Source organism: Pseudomonas sp. W22_MBD1_FP4, from assembly GCF_052113765.1.
GTDB classification, from domain to species: Bacteria; Pseudomonadota; Gammaproteobacteria; order Pseudomonadales; family Pseudomonadaceae; genus Aquipseudomonas; species Aquipseudomonas sivasensis.
The window spans coordinates 68,263-87,626 of sequence record NZ_JBGQOI010000019.1 but is presented as its reverse complement, the minus strand read 5'-3'; the positions used below and the strand labels follow the sequence as shown (position 1 = coordinate 87,626).

General features: G+C 59.2%; 10 protein-coding genes. 4 read left to right on the top strand and 6 right to left on the bottom strand.

Translation table 11 applies throughout. From position 1 onward, the window contains the following. Positions 1-116 precede the first annotated feature (116 nt). The 5 genes from ACEN2T_RS22450 to pvdP all read right to left on the bottom strand — a co-directional run bounded on the left by ACEN2T_RS22450 (position 117) and on the right by pvdP (position 10,960). Entirely contained in the window at positions 117-368 is a 252-nt protein-coding gene (locus tag ACEN2T_RS22450; protein WP_442117568.1) for a DUF7660 family protein, read from the bottom strand. A 305-nt stretch (positions 369-673) separates the two neighbouring features. After that, positions 674-1,228 (bottom strand): hypothetical protein, encoded by a 555-nt coding sequence (locus tag ACEN2T_RS22445; protein ID WP_122755922.1) that lies wholly within the window; start codon positions 1,226-1,228, stop codon positions 674-676. Between the two features lie 2 nt (positions 1,229-1,230). Next, entirely contained in the window at positions 1,231-7,203 is a 5,973-nt protein-coding gene (locus ACEN2T_RS22440; protein ID WP_442117567.1) for a two-partner secretion domain-containing protein, read from the bottom strand. Positions 7,204-7,221: 18 nt separating this feature from the next. Further along, positions 7,222-8,916, bottom strand: a complete 1,695-nt coding sequence (locus ACEN2T_RS22435) for a ShlB/FhaC/HecB family hemolysin secretion/activation protein (protein WP_032885332.1) — start codon at positions 8,914-8,916, stop codon at positions 7,222-7,224. A 415-nt stretch (positions 8,917-9,331) separates the two neighbouring features. After that, positions 9,332-10,960: a pyoverdine maturation tyrosinase PvdP gene (pvdP, locus tag ACEN2T_RS22430; RefSeq protein ID WP_442117566.1), complete on the bottom strand. Its 1,629-nt coding sequence runs from the start codon at positions 10,958-10,960 to the stop codon at positions 9,332-9,334. A gap of 143 nt (positions 10,961-11,103) precedes the next feature. On the opposite strand from pvdP, the gene pvdM reads away from it, so the two are divergent. Genes pvdM through pvdO form a run of 3 tightly spaced genes read left to right on the top strand, consistent with a single transcriptional unit; the run spans position 11,104 to position 14,639 of the window. Continuing rightward, on the top strand, positions 11,104-12,447 hold the full coding sequence (gene pvdM, locus ACEN2T_RS22425; protein WP_032885334.1) for a pyoverdine-tailoring dipeptidase-like protein PvdM: 1,344 nt from the start codon (positions 11,104-11,106) through the stop codon (positions 12,445-12,447). An 18-nt stretch (positions 12,448-12,465) separates the two neighbouring features. Next, positions 12,466-13,734: a pyoverdine-tailoring periplasmic protein PvdN gene (pvdN, locus tag ACEN2T_RS22420; protein WP_122763626.1), complete on the top strand. Its 1,269-nt coding sequence runs from the start codon at positions 12,466-12,468 to the stop codon at positions 13,732-13,734. Positions 13,735-13,766: 32 nt separating this feature from the next. Next, positions 13,767-14,639 carry a dihydropyoverdine dehydrogenase gene (gene pvdO, locus ACEN2T_RS22415; RefSeq protein ID WP_442117565.1) on the top strand — a complete coding sequence of 291 codons (873 nt, stop codon included), beginning with the start codon at positions 13,767-13,769 and terminating at the stop codon, positions 14,637-14,639. Between the two features lie 98 nt (positions 14,640-14,737). On the opposite strand, the gene ACEN2T_RS22410 is transcribed toward pvdO, so the two are convergent. Then, positions 14,738-17,230 (bottom strand): TonB-dependent siderophore receptor, encoded by a 2,493-nt coding sequence (locus tag ACEN2T_RS22410; protein WP_339484234.1) that lies wholly within the window; start codon positions 17,228-17,230, stop codon positions 14,738-14,740. Between the two features lie 431 nt (positions 17,231-17,661). On the opposite strand from ACEN2T_RS22410, the gene ACEN2T_RS22405 reads away from it, so the two are divergent. After that, positions 17,662-19,311, top strand: coding sequence for a cyclic peptide export ABC transporter (locus ACEN2T_RS22405; RefSeq protein ID WP_032885338.1), 1,650 nt, complete (start codon positions 17,662-17,664; stop codon positions 19,309-19,311). Positions 19,312-19,364: the final 53 nt, after the last annotated feature.

Genomic DNA, 19,364 nt, shown 5'->3' with positions numbered 1-19,364 from the left:
GCAACTTGACTGCAGAAAGGATGCAAACAGGATGCAAAAAGAGCGCAATCAGGGTGCAGATAGGGTGCAAAAACACCGGCACGAGGCCGGTGTTGAGTTAAGGCTATGCAGAACAACTACTCATAAACTTTCGACGCACACAATATCTTTGCAAAAGCACTCCAGCTTGGGCTAGTAACATCACTATCGCCAGAGTTTTTTGCGTACATATCTATTGACCGAATCCAGGCTTCCATTGCAGCTAGAAACCTCTCTAAGTCCGGATTTTCCCAGTCATCGGGATTAAGCACCAACCCCTCTCTGAACTCTCCAACAAAATCCGCAAGATCTTCTTTTGTCTGTATATCTCTAACTCGTTCAAAACTCATACGACCCTCACTTACAAACGCCTCGAACACAGATAATCGAACCATTATTGGGCGTAGTCATTTTCCATCCCTCCCTGGCAACCTCCGCTGGCGTAGCGGGAACAACTTTGATTAGAACGCCCGCCTCAGACGCTGCAAGCAATCGTCTATTATCCAAACTGCAAACCGCTCCGTCCTTCTCAAATACCCGGATAGGAGGCAAGTCATCTGGAGAGATTTTCCCTGACTTCAGCCCGTCAGGTGGCTCTTGATATTAGGATTAAAACTCATCCCCTCCGGGAAATCAGCATTTACTTTTGCACCGACTAGCTAGAATAGGAAGAAATCAGAGCCTTTGCGATTATACCTTCCGCGGTGCAACCGGATGCCAGCTCAGCCAACTCATCCATCGAGATCAAATTTGAGTTTAAATACTCGTAAAAACCCTCTTGAAGCTCTGATTTTTTCACAGCAACAACGCCAAATTCCTCATATGCGCTTTCAAAGGCAACCCATTTGCACGCGCTATCGCATAGAACTATTGGATAACCAACCGTTCCATCAAAAAAACTTTCAAACTTTTTACTCAACCAACGAACATCTTTCTCTAAATCGCTTCCACCGAAGGAAAAACAAGAGTTACCTAATCGCTCACTTCCTGAAAACTTTATAAATACATCTGACTTAAAGCTGGAAACGCTATTCGATACCAATCCCGAAAAAATTTCAAAAAAGCAGAGCAATGGTCTCTCAAAAAACCAAAACAGAAATCCACCACCAACAAAAACATTCATCGGCAAGTCTTTATTAAGATTTATGACACCTGACAGCCTATCAAGAAAAGAACTCAAATCTTTATCTTCAACTTTCAAAACAGCCATGACTACTCTCCTGAAAACCTGATTTTCGCAGTTGGTTTTTTCACCCCTTCTATAGTCAACGACGCGGAAGGTTGCCCTGTGGACGTTGAAGATGGATAGAATCGATAGGTCTTCTCTCCATTAGTTAACACAGTAACTGAGCCATCCTGAGAAATTGTCTTTTTATAACCATTAGACTCAAGGGTCTTTATGGCGCTGCCCTGAGTAATGTTAGCCTCTATCTGTCCTGCACTATTCCGCGTAGCTTTCGGCAAAAACTCAATCGATGTTGCTTTTGCACCAACAGACCCAACCGTACTCGTCCCGCCCTTCCCAACAACAAGCCCCACCCCCGGAAGCATACCAGCTATCTCGGCATGCGTTCCCTGCAAGGTCTTCTGCACGGCCAATCGCATGTCATCCTGATTGCTATCCAGAAACCCTCGGACGATTAGCCGCTCTTCCCAGTTGAGTGCGCCGCTGCTTTCGTATTTATCAAGTGCCGCATTTCCCACGGCAATTAATGACCGTTGAGCGTCGCAACTGGCGACATCGGTGCAGTGCATCAGGTCCATCCCGGACTTCTGGTCGCTGATGCCTTCGTACTTGAGCGTCAGGTCTGCTCGACAGGCAGCAGGATTTTCTGCTCCTCTGCACCCTTTCAAGTCCTTTACCAGGTCATCCACTTCGTGGTGATTGAGGTAGTTGTAAGCCGTGGCGTTCTTGGCGATTTCGGCGCCTTTCTGTACATCGCCTTCCGTAGCGCCAGCCGCCGCGATACCTACCAGTTGCGAAGCTGCCAACAAGAGCGCCGGGTTACCTTCCACCGCGTGCGCAAGACTGGTGACCAACGCTTCATTTGCACCTGCTGCCAGCGCCCCTGTAGCAAAACTGCCGCCACCGGCCTCGCTGACCAAACCACCGACCAAAGCATGGAGCGCTACTTTTTCAGGGCCGGACTCGGGCCAGTTTTGACTTTGAGAGAAGTCCCCCACTGCGTTAAAAGCGATGGCCTGCAAGGTACTCTGGAGTTGCGAAACAAGGGCCTGATTAAGGTTTTCTTTCAGGCCACCACCTTGCAGCAAGGTACTGAGGCCTGCCTGGGTAGCCCCTTGTGCTCCTGAGTACGCTGCAAACTTGGCAATATCGGAAGCCGAGGCAAGATCCAAGCCTTGGGTAATGCCGTTGACCTTATCGCCTGTCACACCGAATGCGGGGTCAATTACGCCGGCAGTGAATCCAGCGGTCAGAGCGTTGGTGGCGTAGCCTTTCAAAGCGGCGCTTGACGTAACATCTTTCAAGGTGGCGCCAAGGTTGCCGCCATTGTTGATAAAACTGATAGCACTGCCGCTGGCGGCAGAGGTCAGTGCTGCGGTGGCCATGACGTTCGCCCAGCCCGCCGTCGCTGTACCAACAGCAGTCCCCGCCTGCACCATCGCGGCGGAGCCTGCCGCCGCCATTGCGGAGCCAGATCCGGCACCTGCCCCTGCGACCGCGCCAACGGCGCCACTCGCGGCACCTGCAGTGAGCGCGGAGACCAAAATAATGATCGCCAGCATGGCTCCCTGCCCAAGCATGGAATGGCTGTACTTGTAAGAGTCGTGCAACTCCTTGACCTGCCGCCAATCAACATCCCCGCGCTGTTGCGCTGCCTTGATCCACGCAAGCGTCGGATCAGCCTGCACCATCGCATCGATGGTTTGGCCGATGGTTGACTGGTTGACTTCCTTGATATCGATCCGCAGGCCTTCCACTGCTTTGATTGCCAGTTGACCTTGGGCGAGGATTTCGCTCTGACGCAGCGTCTCGTCCGTACGCCCCTCCCCCTTCATGCTGATCCACGCCAGATCACTCTTGCTCTTCTCGTGACTCTCCTGGCGCAAATCCTTCACCGCCTCAAAGGTCACTGCACCACCGCTGCTAATGGTGATATCCGCACCACTCTCCAGCCGCGCGCCCTGGTACAACTGGTCGCCGCCACTGACGAGGTTGAGGCTGCCGCCGGTGCTGATCTGGCTGCCGACAGCGCGTACGTCGGTGACTTCATCGCGCTGGGTTTTGATCGCGCCAAAACTGCCCTTTTTCTTGTAGTCGTACAGGCTGTAGTCGCTGTCATTGGCGCTCAATAACTCCAGTTGTCCGCCCGCGATCAGGTAAGCATCCTTGCCGCTGGTGACTTGGCTGGCATGCAGCAGGATGTCTTGCCCGGCCGTTGCCGTGAGGTTGCCGGCCGCGTTGAGTTGGCTGCCGACTTGGCGCACTTGGGTGGTTTGTTCGTGGGTCTTGGCACCGTTGCGTTTGCTGTGTACCTCGTGGTCGGTTTCGTTGGCGGCGGCAAGTAGGTTGATGTTTCCGCCGGCGGCCACGCTGAGGTCTTTGCCGGCATTGGCCTGGCTCGCCAACAGCGTGATGTCGCCGCCGGCTTGCAGGCTCAGGTTGCCGGCGGCGTTGACGTTGGCGCCAAGGTGTTCGGTACGGCTGTGTTGGGTGACAAGGTGCCCGCCGTTTTGCGTGGTGCGCACTTGCTGGGTGTCGGTGACAGCGATGAGGTTGATATCGCGGGCGGCGGTCAGGCTCGCGTCGCCGCCGCTGCTGATGGCGCCTCGGTTGTTAATGTCGCGCCCGGCATCGAGAGCCAGTTGCTGGCCCGCGCTGATCTGGCTTGCGTGATCGAGATGGGTGATGAGCGTGCCGTCACCCTGGTATTGGGCGTGGGCGGTTCGCTCATTGACGATGTCGCCGGTGAGGCTGGTGAGGTCCACATGGCTGGCGCGGATTTCGCCGGCCATAGCGTTGCGGATGCTGTCGGTGGCCAGCAGGCTGAGGCGTTCGCCTGCAGTCATCGAGCCACCGTTGAGCAGGCTGCCATCAGCCATGGCGGTCAGGTCCTGGGTGGCCCTGAGCGTGCCGACACTGACGATATCGCCGCCGCTGACCAGGTTGATGTCCTGGCCCTGTACCAGGCTGGCGCCACGCAGGTTCTGGTGGTTAACCGTCGCCAGGTACAACACCGGTACCAGCACGTCTTCGCCTTGTACCTGGTGTTTTTCCATCCATACGATGTCGTGGGTCAGCGCGGCGACTTGTTGCGCGGTGAGGCCGACGCCGACGCTCAGTTGCAAGCTGTCGCGCGCGCTGAGGCCGTTGTCCATCAGGTGACGAAACTGCGCTTCATCGCTGTTCTGACCATCGAGAAAGCGTTGCCCGGTCTTGGCCAGCACGGCGTCACGGATCAGGCGACTTTCGTAGTAGCCGTCGCCGAGGCGGCGCCACGCCTCGTCGGTGTTGTAGCCGATCTTATCGAGCAGGTACTGGGAACTGAGGAAATTGCCCAGGTGGGTGAACAGCGGGTTGGTCTCGATGAGGTACGGGCTGCCGGGATCCTTGCTCGGGATAAACAGGCCGTACTCGCCGCTGGGCAAGTGAAACTCAGGCGGACGGGTCAGGTCATCGCTGAGGCGATCGGGGCTCAGTTCAAGGTCATTGGGGTTGTGGCCGACCTCGCCAATCAGCTGCGCCAGGGTGTTTTCGCGCAGGGTGCCATTTTGCAGGTATTGCGTGGCGTTCAGGTTGAGGCTGCCGCCCGCTTGAAGGGTGGCGGCGTACACTTCGCGGCCGTCTTCACGCCAGGTAGTGAGGGTGCCGGGGTTGCTGAAGCCGGGGCCTTCGGAACGGGCCTTGAGTTCGGCAAAGCGCAACGGATCAAAAGGCGCGCTGTTGAAGGCCGGCAGATCGTGAAACTCCATCTGGTCCCACAGGGCTTTGTCGATGCGCCCAGGGGTGCCGATGATCGTGCTGGACAGGCCGGTTTGTGAGGCGGCGCCCTGGTTGAGCAAGCGACGCGCGCTGAGGTGCATGTCGCCGTTGGCGGCCATCAGGCTGTAGCGGTTTTCCAACGTGTCGGCGTCGATATACAACTGTTGACCGGCCACCAGGCGGGCAGCCTTGGTGGAGCCGGGAGCGGCGGTTTCGCGCCAGGTTTCGGTGATGTAGATGGTGCCGCGCTTGAAGCTGTCATCGCCGTCACAGTGCTGGCCACAAACCCACTGAATGCTGCCGCCGACCAGTTCGCGCTCAAGGGCAAGCACCGTGCGGGCGTTCTCGAATTCACGCGTCTTGATGTGCAGGTTGCCTTCGCTTTCCACGGTGCCGGACAGGTTGCGAAAGCTTGTCGCCTGGCCGCCGTCGGCGGCGGCGAAACTGAAATCGCCAACGCTGTAGACGTCGCCTTCGAGGTTGCTGAAATGCTCGCCGCGTATGTGCAAGTCACCGCCGCTGAACAGCAGTCCGGTATTGGCCACGTTGGCGCTGATCAGCAGGTTGCCTTGACTGCCCAGGCTGCCGTCGTTATTCAGTTGGGTTGCGTTGAGCTGCAGGTGACGGGCCGCACTCAGCACACCGAGGTTGTGCAGCACATCACGTACGCGCAGTTGGATGTCGTTGCCGCTGAGGATCTGGCCGTGGTTCTGGATGAGGTTGCGGGCGCTGAGAGAGGCATCGCCCTTCACGGCGATCAGGCCACTGTTGTGCAGATCTGCGTCAAGGGTAAGTTGCAGGTCACCATCGCTGAGCAGTTCGCCGCTGTTGTCGAAGGTGTTTGCGGCGAGGGTAATGTTGCCTGCCGCGACGGTCTTGCCGCTGTTGCTGACAGCATCGGCAATGAGATTCAGGTGGCCTTCGGTATGGAGCGTGCCGCTCTGGTTGTTGACCTGTTGAGCCGATAGGCTCAGTTCGCGGGCGGTGACGATCTGCCCGCTGTTGTTTATTTGTTGGCGGGCTTCGATCTTCGCGCTGTCTGCAGCGATGTTGCCGCTGTTGTCGACAACAGCGGTCTTGATGTCCAAATGGCCGCTTGCGTTGAGCTCACCTTGATTGTCCAGGCGTTCGGCGGTGATCCTGAGTTGCTTGCCGGCAATACGCTGGTCCTCCTGAATCCCACTGACCACCTTGCCCTGATTGCTCACGGTTGCCGCTTGCAAGTGCACATTGCCTGCACTGGCGAGGGTGTGCTGAACCACCAGATCGCCCTGCGCCTGCAGGTCCACATCTCCCGCTGCAAAGGTTGGGCCTTGCAACTCAATTGACGCGGCCGTGGCGTTCAACGCGCCGACGCTGGTGGTGTGGGCCAGGCTCAGGCCACCGTTGGCATTGATGACTATGTCCCCGGCGGTACTCGCCATATCCCCGGCCAGCCTTACGCCCACGCCTTGTTCCGTGCCAATCAGACGAATCGCCCCGGCATACATGCCGCCAAGGGCGCTGGCGTCGATGGCCAGTTGCGGCTTTTCGCGGCCATCATCGGCATGGGCACGAGTCTGCAGGCTGTCGGCGCTGACATCATTGCGGCCGGTAATAATGTTGAGCTGGTCGGCGTGCAACTGCGCATTGAGTTTGGCGGTGCGAGTGATCAGATCGAATTGACCGACATTGCGCGCATTGAGTCCGGCGCCTTCCAGGGCGATATCACCGCCGTCCACGCGAAAGTGATCCAGACGCCCGCCGTCCAATACTGGTTTGCCAGTGGTCAGCGTCGCCCGTGGCGTATTGATAAAACCGCAGCCATTGCAGGTGATGCCATGGGGGTTGGCGACAATCACGCGCGCAGCCTGTCCGGCCACTTCGGTGTAGCCCCCCAGGTGGCTGCGATTGCCACCGGTGACTTCATTGAGAATCACGCTGGCTGCCTGCCCCTGCAAGCCGGGGTTGCCGAGGATCACCCCACCGAGCTGGGTGTTTTGCGTGGCATTCGTGGCGTTGTTTAGGATCAACCCGTTGCTGCCGACGTTGTAGTCGGTGAACAGGTTATGGGACAAGCCGCTGCCGTTGGGACCGGCGATATTGACCACCGGCACGCCATTGGGCGCTTGATCGATGCTGGTGCCGGGGCTGGCGGGGTCGACGCTCAGTTGCGCGGCAGCCGAGACGATCGGGTTGAGAAACAAAATACCTGCGAGGCTCAGGGCCAGGCACTGGTTAAAGGGGCTGCGCGCGTCCATAGGCAAGGTTCCTTGTTGTTAGAAGAACAGGTCGATTCGGGCGTACATCGGGTGCTCGCGGTGCTCGATCACGGCCGGGCGCTCCAGAGCACGGGCGAATACCAGCGATGCGGCAAGGTGCCGGCCGCGCGCGCTGAGTTCCCAGGCATTGCCAGTGAGGCGCCCGGCCACGTCGGGGTTGTGCGGCCCACGGCGAATAACCCCAACGTCGTAGCCGAAGCCGACGCCCACTTCGTGCACCCACGGGCGCAAGGCGTCCCAACCCACGGCGTGGCGCCAGCGCAGTTGGCTGCGCCAGTAGCCGCCGCTGTTGCCCGAGAGATTCTGTTCGCTGAACCCGCGCACCGCGCCAAAGCCGCCGACGCTGAGGCGTTGTGGTCCATAGAGTTCGTCTTCGGCACGTTGGCCGGTGGCCAGGCTGTCGACGCTCCAGTGCTGGTCCAGCCAGCGAAAGGACTGCAGGTAACTGAGGGTCAGGCTGTATTTCTGATAGCGGGAGGTGGGGGCGCCGGAGCGTGTGGAGAGGTCGCGCTGGGCGTCCAACGCGCCGATGCCTTGCTGCCAACCGGCATCAAGGTTGAAAAACGCATTGCCGATGCGACGCCCATGGTTGAACCCCAACTGGCGCTCAGTGATGCGATGGCTGGACGTGCGCAACAACGCGTCTTCCAGGTAGTTACGTGTACGTAGGTGGCTCAGGCCGATGTTGAGCGCGGTCTTGCCGAGGTTGTCGCGGTGTAGCACGCGTTCGGCGCGAAGTTGCTGGGTAGAGGTGTCGCCGGACAACGCGAAGGCAAAGCCGGACGCGTCATTTCGGGTGCGGTAATAGCTTTGGCTGTGGCTGAAATTGAAGGTCCACCAGCCATACGGCAAGCTGTAGAACAGGCTTTGGCTTTCGGAATGTCGCCAATGGTCGCTGACCGTGTCACGGTTGGCGCGCAGACTCAGTTGGTCCGCCAGCCCCAAAGGGCTGTCCCATTCAAGGCCAAGACCGGCCTGCTGGCGGCCGGTGCTTTCGTCTCCGTGGTTGTTGCGGTTAGCCGAGACGCGCCAGGGCTTGAAGCGTTCGCCCTTGAGTGCGACACGGCTACCGCCCACCGCTTGGCCCGGCATCAACTCAAGCTGCGGCTGGCGCGAGGGCAAGCGTCCCAGCTGATCGACCCATTGCTCCAGCTCGCGTAGATCCAGCACGTCACCGACGCTGCCAGGAAAGGTCATGGCTGACTCGGCGGGACTGGCCAGTGATGAGCTGTCGAGGCCTTCGAGGCGCCCTTCCACCACGATGATTTTAAGCTCGCCGTTTTTCAGGTCTTGCTGCGGCAGGTACGCCCGGGTGGTGACGTAGCCACGGCGCAGGTAATGGTCAGTGAGGCTTTTGAGCACCTCGTTTAGCTGAGGAACGCCAAGGCAGCGCCCCGACCAGGGAGCAAGCAAGGCCTCGCGCTTTGCCTCGGAGAGCAAGGTGGCACCTTCAACGGTGATGCGCGTGAGGGTCACGCACTGGCCGTCTTCAACCAGAGCAGGTGCGGTGCGTACTGCGGCTTTTCCAGGAAGGTTTTGCAGTTCGTCCAGACGTCGACGCTGCTCTTCCAGCACTTGCTGTTGTCTTTCCCGGGCCAGCTCTCTGTCGCCCGGTAAGGTTTGCGCCGCGGCAAGAAGTGGACCGCAGAGCAGCGCCACGCCAAGTAACGCGGGTCGTAAAACGGCTGACATCCTTTTCACCCTCACTGGTACTCATATGGAAAGAGCACGCAGCTTGCCGAGGCTGAATTGGTAAAGGAAAAGCAGAAAGGTTACAAAAATCTCAGGATTGCGAAGGGTATTCCTACATCTGTCACGCAGCGTTAAAAAGTCCGTCAGATTTTTCCTAAAAACATGGGAAAAGATCAGGTACCGAGCAGGAAAAAAGAATAAAAAAAGAAACGTATGGTTTTTTCTCCCACTCGAAATCTTCAAACCTACAAGCACATCGGAAAAAAGAGAGGAATGGATAAACCAATTTGTCAGAGAGGTAACGCAGGACGCTTAGCCATCAGGCTTTTGCGCTTACCTGAAAACGAAAACCGCAGATTAATACCCCGCAGCTACCGTTTTACATCGTAAAAATCGTAGTTTCATCGACAAGCGGTCACGCTTCCCGCGCCTTCACCTTCAAATGCCGCGCATACCACGGCCGCTTCGGCACGCGCTTGAACAACCCTGTGAGCGCATCGTCGTCAGCACCAAAGGTAATACGCAACGCGAGCTTCATGGTCTCCGGGTCCATTTCCATCGACTTGCCCATTTGCAACCCCGGCGTGGTACTGCAGCCGTGGGTGTCCGGGCCGAGCCACGGGTCGCCGACTTCGACCCAGCGGCCCGGGGCGAACCAGGCTACGCCGTTGACTTCCAACCGGCTGACTTCGCCTGGATTGAAGCGTTCATGGGCGCGGAACCAGTCTTCGATGCGGTCGTCGATCCAGCCGTGGAAGTGCCAGAACACCGGGTTTACGTGGGAGGAAAACGGGTCGCCCAGGAAGTCGTTTTCGGCGGCGTACCACCGCGCGGCAAAGTCTGCCGGGTCGCGGGCAAAGGGCACTGGCGCGCCGTTGGAGGGATCGCGGGGCACCGAGGCCCAGCGCATGTGCAGCCAGTCGTGCAGGCCCAGTTCCATCTCGGAACCCAGTTGGCCCAAGGTGTATTTGGCCAGGTAACGCGGGTCGCGGTATTGGGACTCCCAGACCTGGAAGTTGCTGTGGTACGTCTCTTGCGACTTGATGTCGCTGACCCACTGGGTGTATTCGCTGTCGTCGGGGGCCAACCAGGTGGGAGGCAAGGCGAAGCCATCGTGGTTGTCGAAGTAGCGCACAAAGCCCAGGCGATCACGCTCCAGCGCCGGTTGCGGTTCGGGGAAAGCCGGCCACGAGGGTAAGTCCTGCATGGCGCGTGCAGTGCCGAGCATGTGTCGATGCATAAAGAAGAAGTCGATGCCCGAGCCGTTGCGATCTTTGCGCTTGCCACGGGCGTCGCGCTCCTGGCCCCGTGGGCCGGGCTGCCAGCCGATGCCGCGCAGGGCATCGCGTTTTTCTTCGGAGAGTTTGTGCCATTGGTCGCGAGTGGCGTGCCACAGCTGGTGGAACAGGCGGTGTTCGGGGGCGATCAGCCAGGCGAGCAAGGTCGGGTTGTGACCGATGCGCTCGCGGGCTTCGGGAAACAGCTGTTTGTGGGCGATAAAGCGGTTGTCGCGTTCGGTCAGGGCCAGGGGGCGATCCAGGTCGAGGATCTGCCCGCTGAGGGTGCCGCTGCCGGCGTTGCCGAAGTCGGCCCAGACTTCATCGAGGGTCATCTTGAATTCATAGGCGGGCCTGCCATCGGCCGAGTCGCGGTCGATCAAGCGCCAGTAGAGCAACGCGCCCTCGCCCGTCAGCAAATCGCCCAATACCCGGTAACGCGGTTCACCTTCGGCACGCAGGTTGGCGGCGGTGTCCAGGTAGCCGCGCAGGCCTCGGCCACGGGGGGCGATGTCGAGCAGCAGTTCCAAGCCTTGCAGCGGCAGGCCCTTGAGGCCAGCGTCGCGGCCTTCCAGTCGCAGGCTCCAGACGCCACGCAAGGTATTGGCCAGTTGCTGGCCGGCGGTGTCGGCCAGATCGACCGTGGCTTCGCCGGGGGTGATGGGGAATTCTTCACGCGTCCACTCGCGATGGGCATAGAAAGCTGCCGGCACAGCGGCGCCGGTGAGCGCGAGGCCTGCGATGAACCCACGTCGAGAGATGGTCATTGTTTACCTTAGGAAACGGCTTGATCAGAGCTAGAACGTTTGCTGGCAGGGGAAATTTACCGCCGCCGTCTCGCCCGCCTAAATTTCCCCGCTCATCGCTCGTTCTTCCCAGATAGCAAAGGCCTCAACTGACTGAGATGGCAATGACAAAATCACGTTCGAAAAAGGCGTTGTATATCGGCCTGCCGCTGGCCCTGGCCGTCGGCGCTGGTTTGCTGGTCTGGGATCACTGGTTCAGGGGCAACGCCGGCTACTCGCTGGAGGTGATCAAGCAGGCCAACGAGATGCAGGATCGGTTGTTGTCGTTCGACAGCCATATCACTGTGCCGGTGGATTTCGGCACCGCAGGCAAAGAAGCGGACAAGGACGGCAGCGATCAATTTGACCTGGTCAAGGCCAGTCGGGGCCGCTTGTCCGGCGCCGCCCTGACCATCTTCGGCTGGCCGGAAATCTGGAACGGCCCGAACGCACCGCACAAGCCCACCGAAGGGTTTGTCGAAGCGGCACGCCATGAACAGGAAGTGCGCTACAAGATCATCAGCGCCATGGTGCGCGACTTCCCCAACCAGGTCGCCATCGCCTACACCCCGGACGACTTCCGGCGCCTGCATGGCGAGGGCAAGTTCGCGATCTTTATGAGCATGCTCAACGCCTACCCGCTGGGCAACGATCTGAACCAGTTGGACCTGTGGGCCGCGCGCGGCATGCGCATGTTCGGCTTCAGCTATGTGGGCAATAACGCCTGGTCGGACTCATCGCGCCCGCTGCCATTCTTCAATGATTCGGTGGATGCGCTCGACGGGCTGTCCGACATCGGCAAACAAGCCGTGCACCGACTCAATGACCTGGGCGTGATCATCGATGTGTCGCAGATGTCGACCAAGGCCCTGGAACAGGTGGCGCAGCTGAGCCGCACACCAATGGTGGCGTCCCACTCGGCGCCGCGTGCGGCGGTGGATATCCCGCGCAACCTCAGCGACAAGGAATTACAGCTGATCAAGCACAGTGGCGGCGTGGTGCAGATCGTGGCCTTCTCGGCCTACCTGCGCCCGCTGAGCCAGCCAACCCAGGACAAGCTCAACACGCTGCGCGCCCGTTTTGACCTGCCGCCCCTGCCGAACCTGGCCATGGCCCTGATGCCAGGCGATCCCATCATCGCTGCCTGGCCCGAGCAGCGGTTCGGCGAGTACGCCAGCGCGCTGTACGGCATCCTCGATGAGGAACCCAAGGCCACCCTCAAAGACCTGGGCAACGCGATCGACTACACCGTGCGCAAGATCGGCATCGACCACGTCGGCCTGTCTTCGGATTTCAACGACGGTGGTGGCATCGACGGTTGGAACAACGTCGGCGAAATCCGCAACGTCACCGCCGAGCTGATCCAGCGCGGCTACTCCGAAGCCGACATCGCCAAGCTGTGGGGAGGCAACTTCCTACGGGTCTGGGACCAAGTGCAAAAAGCCGCCAAACCATTGGCCAACCGTTAACCCTCTAGAAGCCAGTCCATGACCGACCGCCGTACGTTTCTCAAGCAGGCAGGGGTACTTGCCGCCAGCCTGCCGCTGGGCGCTGCCATCCTGCCTCAGGCGCAAGCAGCCGTAACACAAGACCCATGGACCGGGTTCAAGCGACTGTTCAACCAAGACCCGGACTACCTGCACTTCTCCAACTTCCTGGTGACCTCGCACCCCAAACCGGTACGCGAAGCCATTGAGCGTTACCGCGCACAGATCGACCGCAACCCAGGGCTGGCCATGGACTGGGACTTGCAGGAAACCTGGAAGCGTGAAGGCCAGGTGCGCGAATGGGCCGGCCGCTACCTGAAGGCCTCTCCCCCGCAGATCGCCCTGACCGGCAGCACCTCCGAAGGGCTGGCGATGATCTATGGCGGGATCAAGGTACGGCCCGACCAGGAAATCCTGACCACGGTTCACGAGCACTACGCCACCCAGAACGTGCTGGACTTTCGTGTGCTCAAGCAAGCCACACAGGTACGCCGGATCGCACTGTTCGACAACGCCAACCAAGTCTCTGTCGATGAAGTACTCGGCAATATCCAGCGCAACATCCGCCCCAACACCCGTGTGTTGGGCATGACCTGGGTGCAGTCCGGCAGCGGCGTGAAGCTGCCCATCGGCGAGATCGGCAAGCTGGTGGACGAGCACAACCGCAACCGCGATGAGCAAGACCGCATCCTCTACGTGGTGGATGGCGTGCACGGCTTCGGCGTGGAAAACCTCGATTTCCCCGACATGCACTGCGACTTCTTCATCGCCGGCACCCATAAATGGATGTTCGGCCCGCGCGGCACCGGTCTGGTGTGCGCCCGCGACCCCGAGAACAAATACGTCACACCGATGGTGCCGACCTTCTCCGAGGACAAGGACTTCGCCACCAGCATGACGCCTGGCGGCTACCACGCCTTCGAGCATCGCTGGGCCGCAGATGAAGCCTTCAAGCTGCACTTGCAGTTGGGCAAAGCCCAGGTGCAGACACGCATCCATGGACTGAATACCGAGCTGAAAGACCAATTGCTGGCGCAGCCACAGGTCGAGCTGGTCACCCCGCGCAACCCCGCGCTGTCCGCCGGTTTCACCTTCTTCCGAATCAACGGCCAGGACAGTGAAGCAGTGGTGGCCCACATGATGAAACACCGTGTGGTGATCGATTCGGTGGACCGTGATGTCGGCCCCGTGATTCGCACCTCGCCTGGCCTGCTCAATAACGCCGACGAAATCCAGCGGTTCATGACACTGCTGCGCCAGCGGGTGTGACGCTCACTTTTCCCTTTGAACGAGATGCCCACATGATTCCATTCCGACTCAAACCCTTGACCACTCTGGCGCTCACCGCCCTGTGCAGCGCCCTGCTGCCAGGCGTGGCCCAGGCCGCCGCGCCACAGCCGGGCAAAGTGTTCAAGGACTGTAAGGACTGCCCGGAAATGGTCGTGCTGCCCGCCGGCACCTTCACCATGGGGACGCCTGAGGATGAGGTCGGTCGCGAGCCGGATGAAGGCCCGATGCATGACGTGACCTTCGCCAAACCGTTCGCCATGAGCCGCTTCCACATCACTGCCGGTGAATGGGACAGCTATGTGCGCCAGACCGGCGTGAAGATCGCCAATGGTGACACCCGCCCCGGCCGCGAATGCATCGCCAGCAAGCCGCGCTACCCACAAGGCCCACGTCAGCCGGCGGTGTGCATGGACATGGACGACATCAAGGCCTACGTCGCCTGGCTGTCGAAAAAGACCGGCCAACACTACCAAATGGTCAGCGAAGCCCAGCGCGAATACGCCGCCCGTGCCGGTTCCACCGGGCCTTTCCCGTTCCCCTTCGATGAAGGCAAGGGCTACAGCATCGCCGAACACGCCAACACCTACGGGCCTGCGGACGGCTACAGCTACTCGTCGCCAGTGGGCAGCTACCCGCCGAACGCGTTCGGCATGTACGACATGCACGGCAACGTCTACGAGCGCGTCGCCGACTGCGAACATACCAACTACATCGGCGCCCCTGCCGACGGCAGTGCCTGGGTAGAACCTAACTGCGAGTCCTATCAGATTCGCGGCAATGACTGGGGTGAAGCACCGGTATTTTCGCGCTCGGGCAACCGCAACACTATCTACCCTCAGACGCGGGGCGACTGGATCGGCTTCAGGGTTATGCGTGATCTCTGATTACGCACACTGAAACCGGCAAAAAAAACCGCCTGGCATGAGCCAGGCGGTTTTTTTATGTCTGGAGGGCGCCGGCACACGTGCCGGCTCCCGGTGGATCAGAACGCGTACTTGGCGTTGATCATTGCGTTGCGAGGTTCGCCGTAGGAGCCCGAAGTGAATGTACCAATACCGTCGTAATACTTCTTATCGAACAGATTGTTCACATTCAGACCAACAGTCAGGTGCTCATCCACTTTGTAGTTCGCCAACAGCCCCACTACTGCAAACGGATCCTGCGTTGCCTTGTAGGTAGGGCCGGTGTATTGAGGGACTTGCCCCTCGGCGTACATCTTGCTCTGCCAGGTAACGTTGCCGCCAATGGTCAGACGTTCCAGGTCGCCCTGCAAGCGGTAGGTAGTGCCGAGCTTGAGGAGGTTGGAAGGCTGGTTGGTCTGGACACGCTCACCATTCTTGTCGTGAGACTCACGATAGGTGTAGCCACCGAATATGTTCCAACCCTTGGTCAACTCGCCCGAAATCTCGGTCTCGACACCACGAGTGCTGGTGCCGCTGATAGCCTTATAGGCTGTTTTGTTGGAGTTGGGATTGAAGACCTCCTCAGGGCTGTTCTTCTGCTCTACATCAAACAACGCGATACTGGCGTTCAACGCACCGTTGAAGAATTCGCCTTTCAAGCCAATCTCGTAGTTGTCACCCTGCAGCGGCTCCAGGGACTTGTCGTCAACCGTCTTGTAGAACGTCTGCGGCAAGAAGATGTTGGTGTAGCTGGCATACGCCGAATAGGTGTCGTTCAACTCGTAGACAATCCCCGCATAGGGAGTGACAACTCCGGTTTTACGAGTTTTGTCAGTGGCTTTGCTCTGATTCGAAATGCTCGTGACGCGGTCTTCCTGATCCCACCAGCTGACACGAGTACCAAGAATTACGGTTAACGGATCGAATGGCTTCAGACGCACCGCAGTGTAAACCCCGCTTTGCTGAAGGCTCGTAACCGTTCCGCCATTTTCGACGAACTTCGGTCGAGCGAACTGACGGCCATCCCAGGCGAAAATATTGTCCACCGCCGCGAAGTCGCCATCGGCTCCAGTGCTGACGTAGTCCGGAAAGTTCAGGTGCGTGCGCGAAGTGCTGGCACCCACTACCAACTCATGCTGACGCCCACCCAAAGTGAACGGGCCGGTGGCAAAGGTATCCAGGGTGTCTTGAGTCTGGTAGCTGTCCAGACGACTGATATAGGCATTTGCGCCGACGCCTGTCACTGGGTCTGGCGCGCCATTACTGGCAGAAGCCCCCTCCCCTTTGCGATAGCTGTATTGGTGGCTGTAAGCAGTTTTCCAACTCCAGTCGTTAGCCAGCTTGTGATCCAGCATGGTGCTGAAGTTATAGCTGGTGTTGTCCTGGAATGCCCAACGGCTGGCAGGGTTGAACGAACGGGAGAAATTAGTCTGTTTGCCGGTGTTGTAGAACAACGGGATATGCCCATAAGTCGTGCCATCGGCGTTGTTGTTCTGGTAATCGAGGCTGGTGCGTAACGTGGTGTCATCACTCAAGTCGATGTCCAGGGCGCCGTACATCACACGCTTTTCTTGCTTGTACCAATCAATGAACGAATTTTGCTTCTGATAAGCCGCGACGAAACGTCCACGCACATTGCCGGTTTCTGTCAGCGGACCCGAGACGTCAACTTCGGAGCGGTAGCGGTCCCACGCCCCCGCCTCTCCGGAAACGTATGCCTGGAAGTCGCTGGTAGGACGCTTGCGCACCAGGTTGACGGTGGCGGATGGAGTGCCTGCACCACTCATCAGGCCGGTCGCGCCGCGCACAACTTCAACGCGGTCATAGATAGCCATGTCCGACAGTGGGCCGGTGTACTGCTGTGACTCGTTGGCCACTTGCGACGGAATGCCATCGTACTGAAAGTTCTGTATTGAGAAGCCACGGGAATAGAAAGAATAACGCTCACTGTCGCGGTGGTTGATGCTGATACCCGGCGTGAACGCCATCACTTCGTTAAGCGTCGAAAGATGCTGGTCGTCCATCAGTTGACGGGTAATCACGCTCACCGACTGCGGCGTTTCGCGCAAGGACAAGGGAAGCTTGGTGGCGGTGCTGGTTGCTCCCGTGGTGTACGAACCGGTGTTTTCAGTCGTCTCCCCAAGACCCTCGGCACTGATCGTGGTCGCGCCTAGGTTCAGCGCCGAACCGCTGGATGGCGCCATCACGATATAGCTGCCGCTGGCTTCGCGACTGGCCTGCAAGCCACTGCCCGACAACAGTCGAGACAGGCCTTCATCCACGCCAAACTGCCCTTTCAACCCTGGAGTGGAGCGCTGGCTGGCGATCGCTGGATCGTAGGAAATCGAGACACCGGCCGCCGAGCCGAATGCCATCAGCGCATCCGATAATTTACCGGCCGGAATCGCGAAGGCAACCTTGCCGGCTTCGCTCTGGGCAAGTGCGACGCTCGGCATCAATGTGGCGGCAGCCGGCACAGCCAGCGCGGCGCCCAACATCATCAGACGCACGGTCTGCGGCAATTTCTTCAGCGCGTAATGCTTGGGCGTAGACAACCAAAGGAGATAAGGCATCGACAGCAATCCTTGAACAATGAGGCGTGTGTTTGGCAGAAATTAGTGGCGTCTTTGAGCGCCTCTGGTTAATAAGACGGTTCAGGTAATGAAAACCAGACTCATTTACCTGCTTTTTTTTACCACCCCTCTAAACGCGCTCAACCCTCAACCGCCAGGGACATTGAGGGCCGAGCACGCCTGCTCATAGAAATGAAAGCGTCCATGGGAAGGGATCGGCGCACCGGCCTACGGGTGCCGGCCATGAAACATGGCCGCATCCAATCTATAACGTGGGGCTGGCGGATAAATTTAGGGCCCGCGCTCAACGCAATGAGGCTAAATCGCGCCGTAGTCGAAACGTCTTCTACAAAAGCCCGCGAGCGATCAAATGGATCGCCGGGCCTCCACTCGCCCTTAGCACGTAGCCACGTCGCGACCGAGGTAGTTTCATGACTGCAAAACCGCGTAGCGCCCTCAGCGAACTCTTGAGCCTGCTCAAGCCCTATCGCTACACCGTCATTCTGTCGATTCTGTTCGGCATCCTTGGAGGGGTGAGCGTCACGGCTCTGCTTGCCACGGTTAACCAGGGCCTGCACAGCGAGTCCGGCCTCACCACCGCAGTGGTCCTGGCCTTTGCCGGGCTGTGCCTACTCGCCCTGCTCAGCAGCATTGCCGCCGACATCGGCAGCAACTTCGTCGGCCAAAAAGTCATCGCCAGGCTGCGCAAGGACCTCGGCGCCAAGGTGCTGTCAGCGCCAATCGAACAGATCGAACGCTACCGCAGCCACCGCCTTATTCCGGTACTGACCCACGACGTCGACACCATCAGCGACTTCGCCTTCGCCTTCGCTCCGCTGGCCATTTCCATCACCGTTATCCTCGGCTGCCTGGGCTACCTGGCGAGCCTCTCGCTGCCGATCTTCATCATGACCCTGCTGGCCATCGGCATCGGCTCGGCGATCCAGTTCATCGCGCAAAGCAAAGGCATCAAGGGCTTCTACGCCGCGCGGGAAGCTGAAGACAACCTGCAAAAGCATTACTCGGCCATCGCCGAAGGCGCCAAGGAACTGCGGATCCATCGCAAGCGCCGTCACGCGATGCTGACCCGCAACATCCAGGCCACCGCCGACCACATCTGCGACACCCACGTGCGCTCGATCAATATTTTCGTGATCGCCAAGAGCCTGGGTTCGATGCTGTTCTTTGTGGTCATCGGCCTGGCACTGACCCTGCAATCGTTCTGGCCCAGCAACAACCCGGCCATGATGAGCGGCTTTGTACTGGTGCTGCTCTATATGAAAGGCCCGCTGGAAAACCTGATCGCCAACCTGCCGATCATCAGCCGCGCGCAGATCGCCTTTCGACGCATTGCCGACCTGTCCGAACGCTTCTCGTCGCCGGAACCGCACTTGCTGCTTGACGCCGATGAGAGCCGCACGCCGACCATGAAGCATCTGGAATTGCGCGACGTGCAATACGCGTTTCCGCCCGTGGAAGGCAGCGCGCCCTTCAAGCTGGGCCCGGTGAACCTGACCATCGAGCCTGGGGAAATCCTGTTTATCGTCGGCGAAAACGGCTGCGGCAAGACCACCCTGATCAAACTGCTGCTAGGCCTGTACACCCCGCAGCAAGGTGAGATCCGCCTCAACGGCACAACGGTGGACGCCCATGGCCTGGATGATTACCGGCAGATGTTCACCACGATTTTTGCCGACTACTACCTGTTCGACGAACTGGTGCAAAGCGATAAAGCCCTGCCGGACGACGCCAACCAATACCTGGAGCGCATGGAAATCGCGCACAAGGTCAGCATCCGCGATGGCGCTTTCACCACCACCGACCTCTCCACCGGGCAGCGCAAGCGCCTGGCGCTGATCAACGCCTGGCTCGACGAGCGTCCAGTGCTGGTCTTCGACGAGTGGGCCGCCGACCAGGACCCGACCTTCCGCCGCGTGTTCTACACAGAGCTGCTGCCGGACCTCAAGCGCCTGGGCAAGACCATCATCGTGATCTCCCACGATGATCGTTACTTCGATATCGCCGACCAACTGGTGCGCATGGAAGCCGGGCGCGTCATTACCGAAAAAGCCTTCGCCTGACCTCCCCCTCCGGCGAGCGCCCTGCCGCTCGCCGCTGCCTGCCAAGTCCCACG

Coding starts and splice junctions, on each gene's coding strand:
- ACEN2T_RS22450 (WP_442117568.1), bottom strand. CDS start 368: ATGAGTTTTGAACGAGTTAGAGATATACAGACAAAAGAAGATCTTGCG.
- ACEN2T_RS22445 (WP_122755922.1), bottom strand. CDS start 1,228: ATGGCTGTTTTGAAAGTTGAAGATAAAGATTTGAGTTCTTTTCTTGAT.
- ACEN2T_RS22440 (WP_442117567.1), bottom strand. CDS start 7,203: ATGGACGCGCGCAGCCCCTTTAACCAGTGCCTGGCCCTGAGCCTCGCA.
- ACEN2T_RS22435 (WP_032885332.1), bottom strand. CDS start 8,916: ATGTCAGCCGTTTTACGACCCGCGTTACTTGGCGTGGCGCTGCTCTGC.
- pvdP (WP_442117566.1), bottom strand. CDS start 10,960: ATGACCATCTCTCGACGTGGGTTCATCGCAGGCCTCGCGCTCACCGGC.
- pvdM (WP_032885334.1), top strand. CDS start 11,104: ATGACAAAATCACGTTCGAAAAAGGCGTTGTATATCGGCCTGCCGCTG.
- pvdN (WP_122763626.1), top strand. CDS start 12,466: ATGACCGACCGCCGTACGTTTCTCAAGCAGGCAGGGGTACTTGCCGCC.
- pvdO (WP_442117565.1), top strand. CDS start 13,767: ATGATTCCATTCCGACTCAAACCCTTGACCACTCTGGCGCTCACCGCC.
- ACEN2T_RS22410 (WP_339484234.1), bottom strand. CDS start 17,230: ATGCCTTATCTCCTTTGGTTGTCTACGCCCAAGCATTACGCGCTGAAG.
- ACEN2T_RS22405 (WP_032885338.1), top strand. CDS start 17,662: ATGACTGCAAAACCGCGTAGCGCCCTCAGCGAACTCTTGAGCCTGCTC.